This is a genomic window from Dyella sp. 2YAF14, assembly GCF_052114725.1.
GTDB lineage: Bacteria > Pseudomonadota > Gammaproteobacteria > Xanthomonadales > Rhodanobacteraceae > Dyella.
Window position 1 is genome coordinate 168757 of the sequence record NZ_JBFRFH010000002.1, and the last position, 16148, is coordinate 184904.

The window sequence follows — 16148 nt, forward strand, 5'->3', positions numbered from 1 at the left end:
CCGCGCTCGCCAAAATGACGAGCTACCGCGGCCGCACCAGCATGACACCTGAGATGAAACGTAACGGCGAGCAACCCAGCTCGGCCGAAGGCAATGAACTCGAGCAAACCCTCAGTCCAACACCTTTTCATACCGCCAAGCGTCCGCCCCATCCCCGTAATAGCGCGCATAACGCCCAATGCGCTTGTAGCCGAGTCGCTCATACAACCGCAGCGCGTCTTCGTTGTCCGTGCGCACTTCCAGCCTCAACGCCTTGCGATGACGTCTCAGCGCAAGTTTTTCCGCCGCTTCGAGCAGCGCGGAGCCCACGCCTTTGCCTCGCGCTTCCGCCTTGGTGGCGATGGAATACAAGCGCGCTACCTGGGTCCCCTTGCGGAAGAACACCACGGCCGTGCCCAGAAAGTTGCGGTGGTTGGCGCTGGCCACCAGCACTTGCGCGCTTTCGCTGTCGAGGTGGCGGCGGTATTGGGTCCGGCTGAGGCGATCGGTGGCGAAGCTGCTCTCTTCCAGGGCAACCAGGTCATCCAGATCGGAGAGTTCAGCACGACGCACGCGTACGGCGGCGGTCGCGGGCATGGGGGTCATCAGGGGCGGTCCCGCGGGCGCGATGAAACAAGCCGGGCACTCTAGTCCCCACACTCCCCGGGGGCAACGATGACTTGTGGCGCAGGTCACAACCCGTTCAATCTCGGCACGCTGCCGGCGAAAGATGTGAGCGAAAAGTGCAGGCCTTGCCGTGTAGCGGTGAGCGACGTGGCTACCGGCGGGCGTGCCGCAGTGGCAAAGATGGGACCGGAGCGTGGAACGATGCGGGCAAATCTTGAACCGCCTATGAGCCGGCCTGGCACCCCGCCTTGTGCCGCGCGATCCATGTGCCAAACTGCGCCCCTTGCGCCGTGCCGCCTCGTTCCCCGCGTGACGACACTCCTCGGTTCCATCTGACAGAGGTGTCATGACTCGTCTCGTGCTTGTTGTCGAGAAGGCCTCCGACTGGAGTTCCTACTACCCGTCCGCGGACGTAGTCACGGCGATGGATTACCTGCGCGAACCCGTCGGTGTGGACGACGAGCGCACGCACGTCATCAACATGTGCCGCAGCTACAAATACCTGGGCACCGGGTACTACGTGTCGCTGCTGGCCGAGGCACGCGGGCATCGCGTGATGCCTTCCGTGCGCACGGTAAACGACCTGCGCCGCCGCTCGCTGTACGGCCTGGAGATCGAGGACCTGAGCGCCAAGCTCACCCACTTCCTGCCGGCTGGCGGACGCGACACCACCGACTTCGGGATCCTGGTCTACTTTGGGCAGACCGCCCACCCGGCGCTGCAGGATCTTGCGCGCCAGGTGTTCGAAATGTTCCCGTGCCCACTGCTGCGCATCGAGTTCGAGCGCGACCGCGTGTGGCAGATCAGCGCGATCAAGCCGGTGGGCCTGCACACGCTGGACGATGCCCAGGAAGATGCCTTTGCCGAAGAGCTCGACCGCTTCAGCAAAAAGCTGTGGCGCAAACCCAAGGCGCGCAGGCAGTTCCGCTACGACATCGCCATGCTGGTCGATCCGCACGAGGCAATGCCGCCGTCGAACAAGAAGGCGCTCAAGTCCTTCATCGCCGCCGGCAAGGAACTGGGCATCGAAGTCGATCCGATCGGCAAGAACGATTACCAGCGATTGGCCGAGTACGACGGCCTGTTCATCCGCGAAACCACTGCCAGCGACAACCACACCTACCGCTTCGCCCATCGTGCGGAGAAAGAAAGCATGGTGGTGATGGACGATCCCACCTCGATCCTGCGCTGCACGAACAAAATTTTTCTCAACGACTTGATGGTGTCGCGCAAGCTCGCGGTGCCACGCACTGAAATTCTCTACCGCGACGACGCCAAGGGCCTCAAAGAGCTCTCGGAAAAACTCGGCTATCCGTTGGTGCTTAAAATCCCCGACGGTTCGTTCTCGCGTGGCGTGGTCAAGGTGGAAAACGAGTCCGCGCTCAACAAGGCCAGTGCCGAACTGTTCCAGCACAGTGCGCTGCTGCTGGCGCAGGAGTTTGTCTTCACGGAGTTCGACTGGCGTATCGGCGTACTCAACAACGAGGCGTTGTACGCCTGCAAATACTTCATGTCGCGCGGGCACTGGCAGATCTACAACCACGGCGCCAAGGGCGCATCGAAGACGGGCGACTCGGAAACCATCCCGATCGAGCACGCGCCGGCCGACGTGGTGAAGCTGGCGCTCAAGGCCACCCAGGCGGTGGGCGATGGCTTGTATGGCGTCGACATCAAGCGCGTGGGCAACAAGCCGGTGGTGATCGAGGTGAATGACAACCCGTCGATCGATCACGGCGTGGAAGACGAGCATCTGGGCGAGGCGCTTTATCGCCGCATCATGCAGGAGTTTCTGCGGCGCATGGAACGCAAGCGCGCCGGCGAGACTGACTGAGCACAATGACAACTGTGGGAGCGCACCCTGTGCGCGACTGCGGCGTGGCGATGTGCCGCTCCGTAGGTTTGTCGCGCACAGGGTGCGCTCCCACAGAAAGCTGCAACAGCAGTGGGGTGATACCGGCAGCCCGTCCCTGAGCTGCCGTCACGCGGGCGCGATCCGTCGCGCCGCTCCAGCGAGGTGCCCAGCCATCCCAGGCCGTCGCACGGAGCCCCACGCCACGGCCTTCCTGCCGCGGCATCCACTGCCAAGTGAATTCGTTGTCGCGTCAGTTCCAGATCAGCGCCGACGCCGGGCGGCGGCGCGAGCGAAACCGCAGGCCAAGCAGCTGGCGGGGCAGCGACGGCTCCAGCGCCAGCAGGACCACCAGTGGTGCGCCAATCAGCCAGAACGCAGGCGTCCAGCCCCACGCATCGGTATGCAGCGGGACCAGCGTGGTCAGCAGCAAGGCCGCGCCAGCCAGCAGCCATAGCAGGGCGGCACCAAGCAGGCGTTCGTGATGGGCTGTGCGATTGGTCGGGCGCATGGTCGTGTTCCGTGATCGGTATGGGGCAAAGCCTGCGCGGAGCCGATCTCAAAACCTGCGATGCCCCACCGGACAAGGCCTGCGGCGGGTAAAATGGACGTCCCGGTCCGACCGGGAGCCGCCATTGGCGGCATCGACTTTCATCAGGAGCGCGCATGAGTGCAGGACAGTTCGCGGTGTTTGGCCACCCCATCAGCCATTCGCTGTCGCCGCAGATTCACCAGTCGTTCGCGCGCCAGTTCGGCATTGACCTGGAATACCGCACCATCGACGCCGCGCCGGCAGACTTTGAAGCGACGATGCGCTCGTTCTTCGCCAACGGCGGCCGCGGCGCCAACGTGACCTTGCCGCACAAGACGGCCGCTTACGCGATGGCCCATGAGCGCAGCGTCGCGGCCACGCGCGCCGGCACAGCCAACGTGCTCACGCCGCTGCCCGATGGCCGCATCGCCGCCCACAACACCGACGGCGACGGCATGGTGCGCGACATCGCCGAACGGCACAGCGTGGATCTGCGCGGCCACACCGCCCTGTTGCTCGGCGCCGGCGGCGCGGCGCATGGCGTGGCGTGGGCGCTGCTCGATGCCGGCGTGCACACCCTGACCATCGTCAACCGCACGCCGGACACGGCCGATGCGCTGGCCGATGCCATCGGCGATCCGGCGCGTGCACACACGCGCTACTGGGAGGATCTCGCCGACCTCGGCGCGTTCGACCTGATCATCAACTCGACCTCGGCCGGCGTGCTGGGCAAGTCGCTGGATCTGCCGTTCGCCATCGTCGGCAATCGCGCGCTCTGCTATGACCTTTCCTATGGCGTAGCCGCCACCAGCTTTCTCGCCTGGGCACGCACCGCCGGCGCGCGCTACGCGTTCGATGGCCTGGGCATGCTGATCGAAACCGCTGCCGATACCTTCGAGCTTTGGCATGGCCAGCGTCCCGATACCGACCCGGTCTACGCCGAACTGCGCAAGCAGTACGGGTGAGCGAGTGATCATGCAGCGCCCGGCATCCGCGGCGAACGCGCCCACCTGCCGGGTCGGCTGCGGCGCCTGCTGTATCGCGCCGTCGATTTCTTCGCCGATTCCCGGCATGCCCAACGGCAAGCCCGCCGGCGTGCGTTGCGCGCAACTGAACGACGACAACCGCTGCGCCATCTTCGGTCGGCCAGAGCGCCCCGCAGTGTGTTCGGGCCTGCGGCCAGAAGCGTCGATGTGCGGCGCTTCGCGCGACCACGCGTTGGCTTATCTGGCCGCGCTTGAGGCTGCGACGCGCGTCAACTGACGCCGTCTTCATCTCGCTGAAGCGGCGCAAGAACTTACATGCGCAGACTGTGGACGCCTAGACGTCTGGGGTGGCTGGACCGTGCTAGTTTGCGCGACTCAGGGGGCACATCACGGGGAGAACGTCATGGTGCCTGAGGGACTGGTCCGCCTTGGGGCGGCTGCTGCGCTGGCGGCAACGCTGGCGCTGGGATTCACCGCGCAAGCCGCCGCCGATCCGGTGGTGGGTTCAAGCAATGTGGCCACCGCCGATCCGACCGTGCCACGGCCGCCAGGCCAGCCCTGTGTGGTGACGCTGTTCAGCAATGTCGCCTTCGATGATTTCAACGCCCGCCCCTATAGCTATGCGCCGCCGACCTCGTGCCCCGGCGCATGGTCGAAGGTAGTGCTGGAGGCGGACTTCTCGGTCACCGCCGGCCGCCAGTACGACCGCACCGCAACGCTCTGGCTGGGCGGCGTGAACCTCTACTTCGGCACCACCCAGGAACCGTCGGCCACGGTGTCGCCCGCATGGCATGTGGAGCGCGACCTCACCGACTACGCCGCCCTGCTGCGCAACGCGGGACAAGGGCAGGCCATCATCGGCAACCTGGTGAACGACACTTACACCGGCGTGATCCATGGCACGGCGCGCCTGCTGTTCTATCCGGCGTCGGTACGCGCCCGCGCGGCGGAGGTGCCCGACGCGGTGTATCCGCTGGGCAGCGATCCGGTGGGCAGCACGGCGACGCTCAACACCTCGACCGACAAGCTGGCGCGCACGCTGACTTTGCCGACCAATGTCGAGCGCGCGTATCTGGACGTGTTCACCCAGAGCCAGAGCGGCGACGAGTTCTGGTACACCTGCGTGCCCGACGCGTATGCCTCGGAAACCAACGAATGCGGCGGCGGCAATTTCCGCGAGGCACAGATCAGCATCGACGGCCAGGCGGCCGGCGTGGCGCCGGTCTATCCGTGGGTCTATACCGGTGGCATCGATCCTTACCTCTGGCGCCCCACGCCGGGCGTGCAGACGTTGAACTTCCTGCCTTATCGCGTCGACCTCACGCCGTTCGCCGGCCAGCTGAGCGACGGCAAGCCGCATGAAGTGGCCGTGCAGGTGGCTGGCGCCAACAGCTACTTTGCCGCAACGGCGACACTGCTGGTGTATCGCGATGCGCACGCCAAACAAGTGACCGGCAAGATCACCCGCAACACGCTGGTCGGCCAGCCGGCGACGCCGACGATCGCAAGCACGCTCGCCACTGCGAGCAATGGCGACCTCAGCGGCAGCATCACCACCAAGCTCGACCGCCACTTTGTGATCGAAGGCTATGCGAACACCTCGCACGGACGCGTCACCAGCACGGTGACGCAGAACACCGGCTTCGACGACACGCAAACCTTCGCCATCAACAGCACGGTCTATCGCCAGCAGACCGCGCAGCGCACCTGGTCCGACAGCAGCAGCCAGAGCCGCCTGGGCAACTTCCTGACGGCGGAGCGACAGGCGCATTTCAACTATCCCTTCTCGCTCGACTACAACCAGCAGCTGGCGAGCGATGGCAGCACCAGCGCGGCCTCGACCGTGCACCAGGGCTATCGCCAGCGCGATGAGCTGCGCCTGCTCGGCCTCACCCTCTATGGCGCCGATGTCGACAATACGGTGGATACCCAGGACACCCTGGTGTTCGATGCCGGCGGCAACCTGAGCAGCCATAGCGGTCAACAGAGTTCGCAGTCGTTCGCCTTCCACGACACGCTGGGCAGCTGCTACCGTGCATCGCTCACCACCCAGGCTGGCGTCGTGGCGAGCACCAACGCGGGCAAGGGCTGCCCCGATGGCAGCAACCGCGTATCGTGGTTTGCCCATCCGGATGGTTCGCCGGACAGCAGCCTGCTGCCGGGGCATTGATGAAGGACGGCGCAGTTCATACGGTCTGACCGACACGGCCAAGGTGTGAACTGCGTCACGTCCGCTGATGCGGGGCAACATCACCGCAACATGACGCCTCTAAGCTTGCGCGCCCAGCTGGCGCGCCGGCTTCCTTCATCCATGTGTGGCCCATGTCCCCCGCTTCGTCGAGTCGTCGTGCCCAAGGTGTAGCCCGCTACAGCCTGTTGATCCTCATCGTGCTCATCGCGGCGGCAGGAGGCGTCATCTATTGGCAGATCAAGCACGGCGACGACGCTGATCAGCCATCGCCGCAGCAGGTGGTGGCCGCCGCCGGCCCGGTGATCCGCGCAGGCATCGGCACGGATGAGTTGCTGCAGCACGCACGCGATGCCATCGCGGCCCAGCGCTTGCTGGCGCCCGCCGGAAGCAATGCTTTCGAGCTTTATCTGGCCGTGCTCAAGCGCGAACCGGGTAATCGCGTGGCGCAGGATGCGTTGCGGGAAATCTTTCCGTTTGCCGCGCATGCGGCCGAACAGACCATCGATGCAGGCGACGATGCCGAGGCCCAGCGGCAGATCGAACTGCTGGCGCGCGCCGATCCGCGGAACTACACGCTCACTCTGTTGCAGGCCAAGTTGCAGGCGCAACGCACGGCGGCTGCGCAGCAGGCGGCCCAGCAAGCTCAGCTGGCCCAGCAATCCAATCGCCGCGAGCCGTCGCCGGCCGCCACTATCAAGACACCGACGGCAGCTCCTCTGGCGCCGAGCGTCACTGCCGCACCTGCGCCCGCGCCGACCACCGCGCCGCCATCGGTGGCGCCGGCCAAACCCGGCAATGCGATGACACCCGGCGAACGGGCGATTGCACAGTTGAATGTCGAATCGACCACGGTGGAGGCTGCGCCGAAGTCAGCCATGCGCGCCCGCGCGCCGGCACCCGTACCCGCTGCCGCGGTGGCCGATGCAAACGGCACCAGCGCGCCCGTGCTTACCCATCGCGTGGAACCGGCTTATCCGCCGGATGCCAAGCGCACGCGTCGCCAGGGTTGGGTCGATGTCACCTTCACCGTGGAACCGGATGGCTCGGTGATCGGCGCCACCGTGGCCGATGCCGATCCCAAGTACGTGTTCGACCGCGCGGCACTCGGTGCGGTGTCGCGCTGGCAGTTCACACCGGGGACCCAGGACGGCAAACCGGTGGCGTTGCAGATGCGTCAGCGCATCGAGTTCCGTCTGTAATGCGAGTACGCAGGGACGAGAGCGCATAATCGGCACGGCCCCTCACGGAGTGTCGTCATGCCGCGTCTGATCGCCCCTGCCGTTCTTGCGCTCGCGCTGGTCCTGGGCGCGTGCCAGGCTTCGACGCCTGCCATGCCTGCGCCCGTGCATGGTTATGTCACCGACATGAAGGCATTCGATGCTTTCATCGCCACCCATCCCACGCCGCAGCAGTTTCGCGCGGCGTATCCGGATGTGCAGCTGGTACTGCCAGGCACCATCACCACCTTGGAATACCGCAGCAACTACAGCCGCTACTACGCCGAGCTGGACAAGGATGGCCGCATCACCGGCGGTCATTTCAGCTAGGCGCTTGGCCGTGCGGACGTCCATACGCGTGGTGAGTCTGGTGAGTCACATCGCTGACATGATGTATCGATAATGTGACACAGTTCCGCCGGGACGCCTGAAGGCAGGCGCGCCTGTGCGCGGGTTTCATCGATGCAACGGTGCCATGTCTCGTCTCGCTACCCTCGCGCCACGCCAGCGCGTGATCGTCGCCATATCCTTGATCGCGCTTGCCGTTGTGGGCGGCGGTATCTATCTGTGGCCGAAAGCCGGCTCGGCTTCAGGCGCCAACACGGCCGCCGCCACTGACGGTTCGGCTTCGGGCAAGGACGATAGCGGCGTGGGCATCCTGCTCGACCTGGCCAAGACGGCCGTCAGCGAGAAGCGTCTGGTCGCGCCTGCCGGCAGCAACGCCTATGAGTTCTACCTCAGCGTGCTGCAGCTCGATCCGCAAAACAAAGTGGCGCTCGACGAGCTGCACGAGGCTTTCCCGACCGCATCGGCTGACGTGGAACGCGCCATCAACAACAACAACCTCGACGACGCCCAGCGCGAACTCTCGCTGCTGCGCGAGTTCGACAGCACCAACTACATCCTTTCGCTGTTGGGCGGCAAACTCGACGCCCAGCGCCAGATCCAGATCCGCCAGGACGAAGCGCGCGCTGCAGCGATGCAGGCGCAGCAGCAGTCGGCTAGCAATGGGTCGATGTTGTAAATCGCCTCATCGCAACAACGGCCCCGCCTTTTGAAGCAGCAGCTCGACCAGTTCGGGCTGCATGAAGTCGTAGCGATCGGGGATATCCAGGCACACCACTCGCTTGCCACGCAGATGCGCCGCGTGACGCGATTGCAGCCTGCGGCGGTGCGATTGCTCCATCACCACGATGAGTTCTGCCCATTGGAGTTGATCGGCAGAGAGCGGCGTTTCCGCATCGCTCGCGAGCCCCGCCGAATCGACTTCCAGATCCGGCCAAGCGCCAAACACCGCAGCCGCAGTCGGACTACGCAGCCGATGCCGGCTGCACAGGAACAGCACGCGACGCGACGCCGTCATTGCGCGGCCAGGTAATCGTCTTTCATGCGCACATAGTGATCCGCCGAGTAGTGCAGCTGCTCGATCTGCTGATCACTGAGCACGCGCACTTTACGGGCCGGATTGCCCACCCACAGCTCACCCTCACCCACCACCTTGCCCGGCGGAATCACCGTGCCCGCTCCCACGAAGCCGTGCTTCTTCACCACCGCGCCGTCTAGCACCGTGGCGTGCATGCCGATCAGGCAGTAGTCCTCGATGGTGCAGGCATGAATGACCGCGCCATGGCCAATGGTGACGCCTTCGCCGATGATCGTGGGCACGCCGCCAGGCGAGTACGGGCCGTCGTGGGTGACGTGCACCACCGCGCCATCCTGCACGTTGGTGCGCGCGCCGATGCGGATGAAGTTAACGTCGCCGCGCAATACGGCGCCGGGCCAGATCGACACGTCATCGAATAATTCGACCGCGCCAATGATCGTGGAAGCGGGGTCGACGTAAACGCGCTGATGCAGGGTGGGCCAGATGCCCTTGTATTTGCGTAGAGGATCCATCGTTCTATGGTACCGCGCAGTGCCCTGTGGGAGCGCACCCTGTGCGCGACTGGGCGCAGCGGTGCGCGGCCAACATGCCTACCTGCTCGTCGCCAGCAGTGACCCTGAGGTAAGTCTTGTCGCGCACAGGGTGCGCTCCCACAAGGTGTTCTCCCAGCAGGTGTGCGCTACGACTGCTCTTCCAGCATCTTCCTTGTGTACTGATACCCCGCCTCCATCGCCCGCTCCCAATCTTTCCAGTCGAGCATGCCGATGTGTTCCAGCGGCGGCGTCAGCAGCAGGTCGGCGCGGTCGCGGCGGTGCTCGCTGGGGCCTTCGCTGTTGACCATGGCCGCGCGCACCAGGGTGGAAACCAGGCCCGGACGCTGGATTTCCTGCCGGCCCAGCAACAGCTGCCACCACGGCGGCGTGGCAAATTCCTCGGCCGTGGTGAGCAGGGAGATTTCCGCGCGGATATCGATCGCGGTGATGTGGGACAGGCCGTCCTCCGCCATCACGTCGGTGGGCAGGTTGTCGACCAGGGCGCCGTCCACGTACACACGGCCCTGTTGCAACACCGGCGGCAGCACACCGGGAATCGCGCTGGACGCGCGCAGCCAGAGCCACAGCGGCCCTTCGCGATGGACCGTCATGCCTCCGCCGGAAAGGCAGGTGGACACGCAGAAAAACGGCAGCGCCAGGTCTTCGATATCGAGTGCGCCGAAAGCGCGGCGCAGCATCAGGGCGGCGCGGCGACCGCGCGTGAGCGCCACGATGGGCACGGTCCAATCGGACAGTGGACGTCCTTGCACGAACGCACGGCGCAAAGTCTCGATGGTCGCGTCCAGTTCCCAGCCGGCGGCTACGCTGGCGCCGATGATCGCGCCGATACTGGTACCGCCCACGGCATCGAACGTATGTCCCGCTTCGTACAGTGCCCGCAGCGCGCCTAGGTGCGCCACCCCGCGCGCGCCGCCACCGGCTAGCACCAGCCCCCGCGCGTTGCCGCTGATCACGCGCGCCAGTCGCGCCAGGTCGGCGCCACCGCCGACATGGTGATGCTGGATGTCGCCGCTGAACTCCGCGCGCCAGCGTTGCGCCGCACCCAGCGCCGGCTGGCGGCCCGGATGCAGCAAAATCAGGTGCCGTGGACGATGCCCAGTCCGCGACGGGTCCATCGGCGCGGCCTCCGGCCACGGACGCGCGGGCTGCGCAGCCAGGGTGGGTAGCAGCAGCACGTCGGCCTGACGCAGGCAGCGCTGGCGCCACAAAGGATCCCCGACACTATCCAGATAGATCACGAAACGAGCCTGCGCTTCGCGCTCGGCAAACCAGTCGCTGCCGCGTCCGGCGCCGTGTTCGGCGTCGATCACCACGCAGCTGCCCCAGCGTTCCAGTTCCATCGCCAGCTGCATGGCCAGCGAGCGGGCAGGGACCTCGGCACTCGCCGGCAACAAGGCAAAGGTGCGTGCATTGCCGGGGCTTTCGTCGCCACGCATCCGTTCCTGCAGTCGGCCGATGGCCACCCGCGCCACACCCAGCATGGCCTGCGGATGGCGTTGGATCAGCGCCTCGTAGGCGGCAAGGTCCAGGCGCAGCAGCTCGCTGTCGCGCAGCGCCCTCGCCGTATGGTGCCGCCCCTCGCCGGTGATCAGCGCGATCTCTCCAATGCTGTCGCCCGCTGCCACCAGGCGTACCCGTTCGGTGGGCCCGTCAAACACGCCCAGGCTGCCACGCACGACGAAATAGAGCGCGTCGGCCGGATCGCCCTGTTTGAACAAGGTGCGACCGCCCGGCAGGGAAAACCATTGGAGTTCAGGGAGCAGCGCAGCCAGCGCCTCCTCCCCCAGGTGCCCGAACACATCGCTTCGACGCAGGAGGGCGGAAAAATCGGGCTTGGACATGGCGCGGCATGGTACGGGCCCGGATGTGACAAATCGTGACGATGGGGAACGGCGGCGGCTTGATTTCGCCCACCCGGGTCGCCACGCTGACGGCAGTCCGCAGACCCGCCATCGGCAGGCCGGGCGTTCAGGAGACACCATGGAAAACACCAATCCGCTGCTGGCCGACGACGCACTGCCGGCGTTTTCGCAGATCCGCCCCGAGCATGTCACGCCTGCCATCGATACCTTGCTGGCCGAATACCGCGCCGGCATCGAAGCGCTGACCGGCGCCAACGCGCCGCACGATTTCGACAGCGTCATGCTCACCCAGGAGCGACTGGAGCAGCGCCTGGCGCGCGCCTGGGCGCCGGTGGGCCACCTGCATTCCGTGGCGGACAGCGAAGCATTGCGCGAAGTGTATGGACCGGCAGAGGAAAGGCTCACCGACCACGCCATCGAAGTGGGCCAGAACCGTGAGCTCTACCAGGCGGTGCAGGCACTGGCCGATGCGCCGGACTTCCCCCGCCTGTCGCGCCCGCAACGCGCGCTGGTGGAACATGCGCTGCGCGATTTCCGTCTGTCCGGCGTGGCGCTGGAAGAACCCGCACGCTCCCGCTATCGCGAGATCGGCGTCGAGCTGAGTCGCCTCTCCACTGAATTCTCCAACGCCGTGCTCGACGCCACCGATGCCTGGCACGAACACATCACCGACGAACGCGACTTGGCCGGCATCCCCGACTCCGGCCGCGCCGTGCTGCGCCAGTACGCCAAGGAGCAGAACCTCGACGGCTATCTGGTCACGCTCAAGCAGCCCAGTGTCCAGGCCGTGCTCACCTACGCGGACAACCGCGGCCTGCGCGAACGCGTGTACTGGGCCTACCAGACGCGTGCGTCCGACCAGGGCCCGCAGGCCGGCAAGTTCGACAACAGCGGCCGCATCGATCGCATCATGGCGCTGCGCTATGAAGCGGCGCAGCTGCTCGGCTTCGCCAATGCCGCCGAGGAATCACTCGCCACCAAGATGGCCGCTTCGCCCACCGAGGTGATGGAGTTCCTGCGTGACCTCGCCAACCGCGCCAAGCCGGTCGCGCGCAACGAACTCAACGGCCTGCGCGAGTTCGCCACCAACGAACTGAAGCTCGACAACCTCGAATCCTGGGACGTCGGCTACGCCTCGGAGAAACTGCGCCAGCAGCAGTACGACCTCGACGAAGAGCAGCTCAAGCCCTACTTCCCGCTGCCTTCCGTGATCGAAGGCCTGTTCGGCCTCACCCAGCGTTTGTATGGGATCACGCTGAGCGTTCGCGAAGATGTCGATGTGTGGCATCCGGACGTGCGCTACTACGACGTGCGCGATGCCGATGGCCGGGTGTTTGCCGGTGCCTACGTCGATCTCTACGCTCGCACCGGCAAACGCGGCGGCGCGTGGATGGACGTCTGCCGCGCGCGCTTCCGCGACGGTGACAATGAGCAGCTGCCGGTGGCCTTCCTCACCTGCAATTTCGCGCCCCCCACCGAAGGCCGCCCTGCGCTGCTCACGCATGACGATGTGCTCACCCTGTTCCACGAATTCGGCCACGGCCTGCATCACCTGCTGACCGAAATCGCGCTGCCGTCCATCGGCGGCATCGACGGCGTCGAATGGGATGCGGTGGAACTGCCCAGCCAGTTCATGGAGAACTTCGGCTGGAACCGCGAAGCGCTCGATCTGTTCGCGCGCCACTACGAAACCGGCGAACGCCTGCCGGACGAATTGTTCCAGCGCATGCTGGCGGCTCGCCACTTCCACGCCGGCCTGTTCCTGGTGCGCCAGCTCGAGTTCGCCATGTTCGATTTCCGCCTGCACCTGGAATACAACCCGAACCAGGGCGCACGCACGCTGGAAGTGCTGGAAGAGGTGCGTCACGACGTGGCCGTACTGCATCCGCCGGCCTGGCAGCGTTTCCCGCATGCCTTCTCGCACATCTTTGCGGGCGGCTACGCCGCCGGTTACTACAGTTACCTGTGGGCCGAGCTGCTCAGCGCCGATGCCTTCGGTGAGTTCGAGGAACACGGCGTCATCGACCGCGCCACCGGCGACCGCTTCCGCCAGGAGATACTCGCGGTGGGCGCCAGCCGCCCGGCGATCGAGAGTTTCATCGCATTTCGCGGCCGTGCACCCGAGCCCGAGGCGTTGTTGAAGAGTCACGGTCTGGCTTGATGCATGCCGCCGCCCGCGAGGGCGGCGGCGTCTCTCCAGTCATCGCTTACAATGCCCCCATGAAAATCGCCTCATGGAACGTGAACTCGCTGAAGGTGCGCATTCCGCACCTCACGCAGTGGCTGGCCGATGCGCAACCGGATGTGGTCGCGCTGCAGGAAACCAAACTGGAGGACCACAAGTTCCCGGTGGATGAATTGGCCGCGGCCGGTTACCGCGCGGTGTTTTCCGGCCAGAAGACTTACAACGGCGTGGCCTTGTTGGCGAAGGCCGACCTCAAGGGCGACTTTGAGGACGTGGTCACCGATATCCCGAACCTCGACGACCCGCAGCGGCGCATTCTTGCGGCCACCATCGGCGGCGTGCGCGTGGTGGATCTGTACGTGGTCAACGGCAAGGCCGTGGGCGATGAAAAATACGCCTACAAGCTCGACTGGCTGGCCAAGATGCGCGAGTTCCTGGCGCGGGAAATCGAACGTCACCCGAACCTGGTGGTGCTGGGCGATTTCAATATCGCGCCGGACGATCGCGACGTGTACGACCCGGTCGCCTGGGGCGAAGACATCCTGTGTTCGCCGCCCGAGCGCGAGGCGCTCAAGCGCATCACCGAACTGGGCCTGCACGACAGCTTCCGCTTGTTCGAGCCGGCCGGTGAACACTTCAGTTGGTGGGACTACCGTCAGGCAGCCTTCCGGCGCAACATGGGCCTGCGCATCGACCTGATCCTGATCGGCGACGCCCTCAAATCCGCGGCAAAAACGGCCACCATCGACCGCACGCCGCGAACCTGGGAACGCCCCTCCGATCACACGCCGGTAACGGTTGAGCTGGATATCTGAAGTAACACAGCATCACAAACAGGCAACGGATGAATACACCCAAGACCGAGTGGCCCAGTTCGCTAGGCGACGACGAACTCGACGAGCTGGACCAATACCTGCGCGGCCATGTCGGCGAGGACGACCTGCTGCTCGATGGCGTGCATGGCCTGCTCTCCGCGCTGGCGGTGGGCCCGACGCTGGTATTGCCCGAAGAGTGGCTGCCCGAAGTACTGCACGAACCCTTCACCGACGAAAACGAAGGCAATCGCGTGCTGGCGCTGCTGGCCAAGCTCAACGATTCGATCACCGCCGAACTCGAGGTCGAAGCCTATGAGCCCATCCTCGGTGAAGTGGATACCGAAACCGGCCCGGTGCTTTCCGCTGCCGGCTGGTGCGAGGGTTTCAGCCGCGGCATCGACCTGCGCGCGGGGCTATGGGAAAAGCGCCTGGCGGACGATCCGCAGCTGATGGAAATGCTCGGTCCGGTGATGGCGCTGGCGGTGGACGAGGGCATCCTCAACGCCGACGCGGAATTCGAAAAGCTCAGCGACGATGAATACGACGAGTGCCTGTCGCAGGTGCCCGCCGTGCTCGGTGCGGTGAATCATTACTGGAACGAGCATCCGGTGAGCGAGGCGGAAGTCGAAGCCGCCGTGCGCCCGGTCGAGGAAAAGGAACCGTCGTCGGTGCCGCCGCGTCAGCGCAGCGGGCATTGGGTGCATTGAGCGAGGGGCTGGCCCCTCGCCGCTCTCGAAGGAAACAATCCGTTCCACCCACGCGTCTTGGGCTTGAGCCGCCGCAGCGCCATCATGTTGGCAGTCCACTTTCTGGAGACAGCCATGACTGAGCGCAGCATTGTTCGCCGCATCCGCGGCATCGACACCTCCGACGGCGCGGGTGTGAAGCTCAAGCGCGTCATCGGCCAGCCCGGCCTGGACATGCTCGACCCGTTCCTGTTGCTGGACGAGTTTCGTTCCGACCAGGCGGGCGATTACATCGCCGGTTTTCCCGAGCATCCGCATCGCGGCTTTGAAACCGTGACCTATATGCTCGCCGGGCACATGAAGCACCACGACAACCACGGCAACAGCGGCGATCTGGTGCCGGGCAGCGTGCAGTGGATGACCGCCGGCCGCGGCATCCTGCATTCGGAAATGCCCGAGCAGGAAGATGGCCTGATGTGGGGTTTCCAGCTGTGGGTGAACCTGCCCGCGAAGGACAAGCTGATCGCGCCGCGCTACCAGGACATCGGACCGGAGCGCATCCCGGTCGCGCGCCCGGCGGAAGGCGTCGAAGTGAAAGTGATCGCCGGTGAGTTTGGCGGCGTGACCGGCCCGGTGGCGGAAATCGTTACGCAGCCGATCTATCTGGATATCGCCGTGCAGCCCGGTGCGTCGGTGACCATACCGCTGCCCGAAGGCCACGCCGGCTTTGCCTATGTGTTCGATGGCAAGGACGCCGACGTTGCCGGCCAGCCACTCGCCCGCAGCGAATTGGCAGTGTTGTCGCGCGATGGCGAACTGCGCATCGCCGGTCGCGATACGGCGGCACGCGTCCTGCTGGTGGCGGGCCATCCGCTCAATGAAGCGGTGACCCGCTACGGGCCGTTCGTGATGAATACGCCCGAGGAAATCCATCAGGCCATCGCCGACTTTCGCGCCGGGAAGTTCTGACGAGCTGGCGTTTCCCAAAGACCTCGCCCAACAGCCACCCCGGTACGCCGGGGTGGCTTTTTTTCTGGGCGCAAGCGGCGAGCGAGCCGGCGTCCCATAGCCGACCCTAAAGCCCGCGTGTCGGCCGCCGTTAACGATTTGTAAGGGAAATCCTGACCTCGCTCAGCCGGTTGGCAAGATCAATGCATGTCCACGGTGCCTGCCAGCAAGTTCTCAAAATCAGCAACTTAGCTCGAAAGTTGGGTTGTAAGCGGGCGCAGGAATGTCGTTAAATAAGGATTAATCTAAACGGGTGCAAGTAGCTGTACTATC

General features: G+C 65.3%; 16 protein-coding genes. 11 read left to right on the top strand and 5 right to left on the bottom strand.

Features of this window, described 5'->3' with window-relative positions; genetic code table 11:
- Positions 1-111: 111 nt before the first annotated feature.
- Complete coding sequence (locus AB4Y82_RS05395) at positions 112-585, bottom strand: GNAT family N-acetyltransferase (protein ID WP_441601831.1); 474 nt, start codon at positions 583-585, stop codon at positions 112-114.
- Between the two features lie 367 nt (positions 586-952).
- Between AB4Y82_RS05395 and AB4Y82_RS05400 the strand changes: the two genes are divergently transcribed.
- A complete protein-coding gene (locus tag AB4Y82_RS05400; protein WP_441601832.1) occupies positions 953-2437 on the top strand; it encodes a RimK family protein in 1485 nt (494 codons plus the stop codon).
- A gap of 271 nt (positions 2438-2708) precedes the next feature.
- On the opposite strand, the gene AB4Y82_RS05405 is transcribed toward AB4Y82_RS05400, so the two are convergent.
- Positions 2709-2966 carry a hypothetical protein gene (locus tag AB4Y82_RS05405; RefSeq protein ID WP_441601833.1) on the bottom strand — a complete coding sequence of 86 codons (258 nt, stop codon included), beginning with the start codon at positions 2964-2966 and terminating at the stop codon, positions 2709-2711.
- Positions 2967-3121: 155 nt separating this feature from the next.
- On the opposite strand from AB4Y82_RS05405, the gene aroE reads away from it, so the two are divergent.
- The 6 genes from aroE to AB4Y82_RS05435 all read left to right on the top strand — a co-directional run bounded on the left by aroE (position 3122) and on the right by AB4Y82_RS05435 (position 8405).
- Complete coding sequence (aroE, locus tag AB4Y82_RS05410; RefSeq protein WP_441601834.1) at positions 3122-3952, top strand: shikimate dehydrogenase; 831 nt, start codon at positions 3122-3124, stop codon at positions 3950-3952.
- A gap of 10 nt (positions 3953-3962) precedes the next feature.
- Positions 3963-4250: a YkgJ family cysteine cluster protein gene (locus AB4Y82_RS05415; protein ID WP_441601835.1), complete on the top strand. Its 288-nt coding sequence runs from the start codon at positions 3963-3965 to the stop codon at positions 4248-4250.
- A 126-nt stretch (positions 4251-4376) separates the two neighbouring features.
- Entirely contained in the window at positions 4377-6143 is a 1767-nt protein-coding gene (locus AB4Y82_RS05420) for a peptide-N4-asparagine amidase (RefSeq protein ID WP_441601836.1), read from the top strand.
- Positions 6144-6295: 152 nt separating this feature from the next.
- The gene (locus AB4Y82_RS05425) at positions 6296-7363 is read left to right on the top strand and encodes an energy transducer TonB (RefSeq protein ID WP_441601837.1); all 1068 of its coding nucleotides are present in this window, start codon (positions 6296-6298) and stop codon (positions 7361-7363) included.
- A gap of 57 nt (positions 7364-7420) precedes the next feature.
- On the top strand, positions 7421-7711 hold the full coding sequence (locus tag AB4Y82_RS05430; protein ID WP_441601838.1) for a hypothetical protein: 291 nt from the start codon (positions 7421-7423) through the stop codon (positions 7709-7711).
- Between the two features lie 145 nt (positions 7712-7856).
- Positions 7857-8405 (top strand): hypothetical protein, encoded by a 549-nt coding sequence (locus tag AB4Y82_RS05435; RefSeq protein WP_441601839.1) that lies wholly within the window; start codon positions 7857-7859, stop codon positions 8403-8405.
- 6 nt (positions 8406-8411) lie between these two features.
- Here the strand turns inward: AB4Y82_RS05435 and AB4Y82_RS05440 are convergent, their stop codons facing one another.
- From AB4Y82_RS05440 to AB4Y82_RS05450, 3 genes are all read right to left on the bottom strand, one after another.
- Positions 8412-8744 (bottom strand): low molecular weight protein tyrosine phosphatase family protein, encoded by a 333-nt coding sequence (locus tag AB4Y82_RS05440; RefSeq protein ID WP_441601840.1) that lies wholly within the window; start codon positions 8742-8744, stop codon positions 8412-8414.
- Positions 8741-9277 (bottom strand): gamma carbonic anhydrase family protein, encoded by a 537-nt coding sequence (locus AB4Y82_RS05445; RefSeq protein WP_441601841.1) that lies wholly within the window; start codon positions 9275-9277, stop codon positions 8741-8743. Before AB4Y82_RS05445 ends, AB4Y82_RS05440 begins: the two co-directional genes overlap by 4 nt.
- A 167-nt stretch (positions 9278-9444) precedes the next feature.
- The gene (locus AB4Y82_RS05450) at positions 9445-11160 is read right to left on the bottom strand and encodes a patatin-like phospholipase family protein (RefSeq protein ID WP_441601842.1); all 1716 of its coding nucleotides are present in this window, start codon (positions 11158-11160) and stop codon (positions 9445-9447) included.
- 139 nt (positions 11161-11299) lie between these two features.
- On the opposite strand from AB4Y82_RS05450, the gene AB4Y82_RS05455 reads away from it, so the two are divergent.
- The 4 genes from AB4Y82_RS05455 to AB4Y82_RS05470 all read left to right on the top strand — a co-directional run bounded on the left by AB4Y82_RS05455 (position 11300) and on the right by AB4Y82_RS05470 (position 15836).
- Positions 11300-13342 carry a M3 family metallopeptidase gene (locus tag AB4Y82_RS05455; RefSeq protein WP_441601843.1) on the top strand — a complete coding sequence of 681 codons (2043 nt, stop codon included), beginning with the start codon at positions 11300-11302 and terminating at the stop codon, positions 13340-13342.
- A gap of 59 nt (positions 13343-13401) precedes the next feature.
- Positions 13402-14181, top strand: a complete 780-nt coding sequence (gene xth / locus AB4Y82_RS05460) for an exodeoxyribonuclease III (protein ID WP_441601844.1) — start codon at positions 13402-13404, stop codon at positions 14179-14181.
- A 29-nt stretch (positions 14182-14210) separates the two neighbouring features.
- Positions 14211-14888, top strand: a complete 678-nt coding sequence (locus tag AB4Y82_RS05465) for a YecA/YgfB family protein (RefSeq protein WP_441601845.1) — start codon at positions 14211-14213, stop codon at positions 14886-14888.
- Positions 14889-15002: 114 nt separating this feature from the next.
- Complete coding sequence (locus tag AB4Y82_RS05470; RefSeq protein WP_441601846.1) at positions 15003-15836, top strand: pirin family protein; 834 nt, start codon at positions 15003-15005, stop codon at positions 15834-15836.
- The last annotated feature ends 312 nt before the right edge of the window (positions 15837-16148 follow it).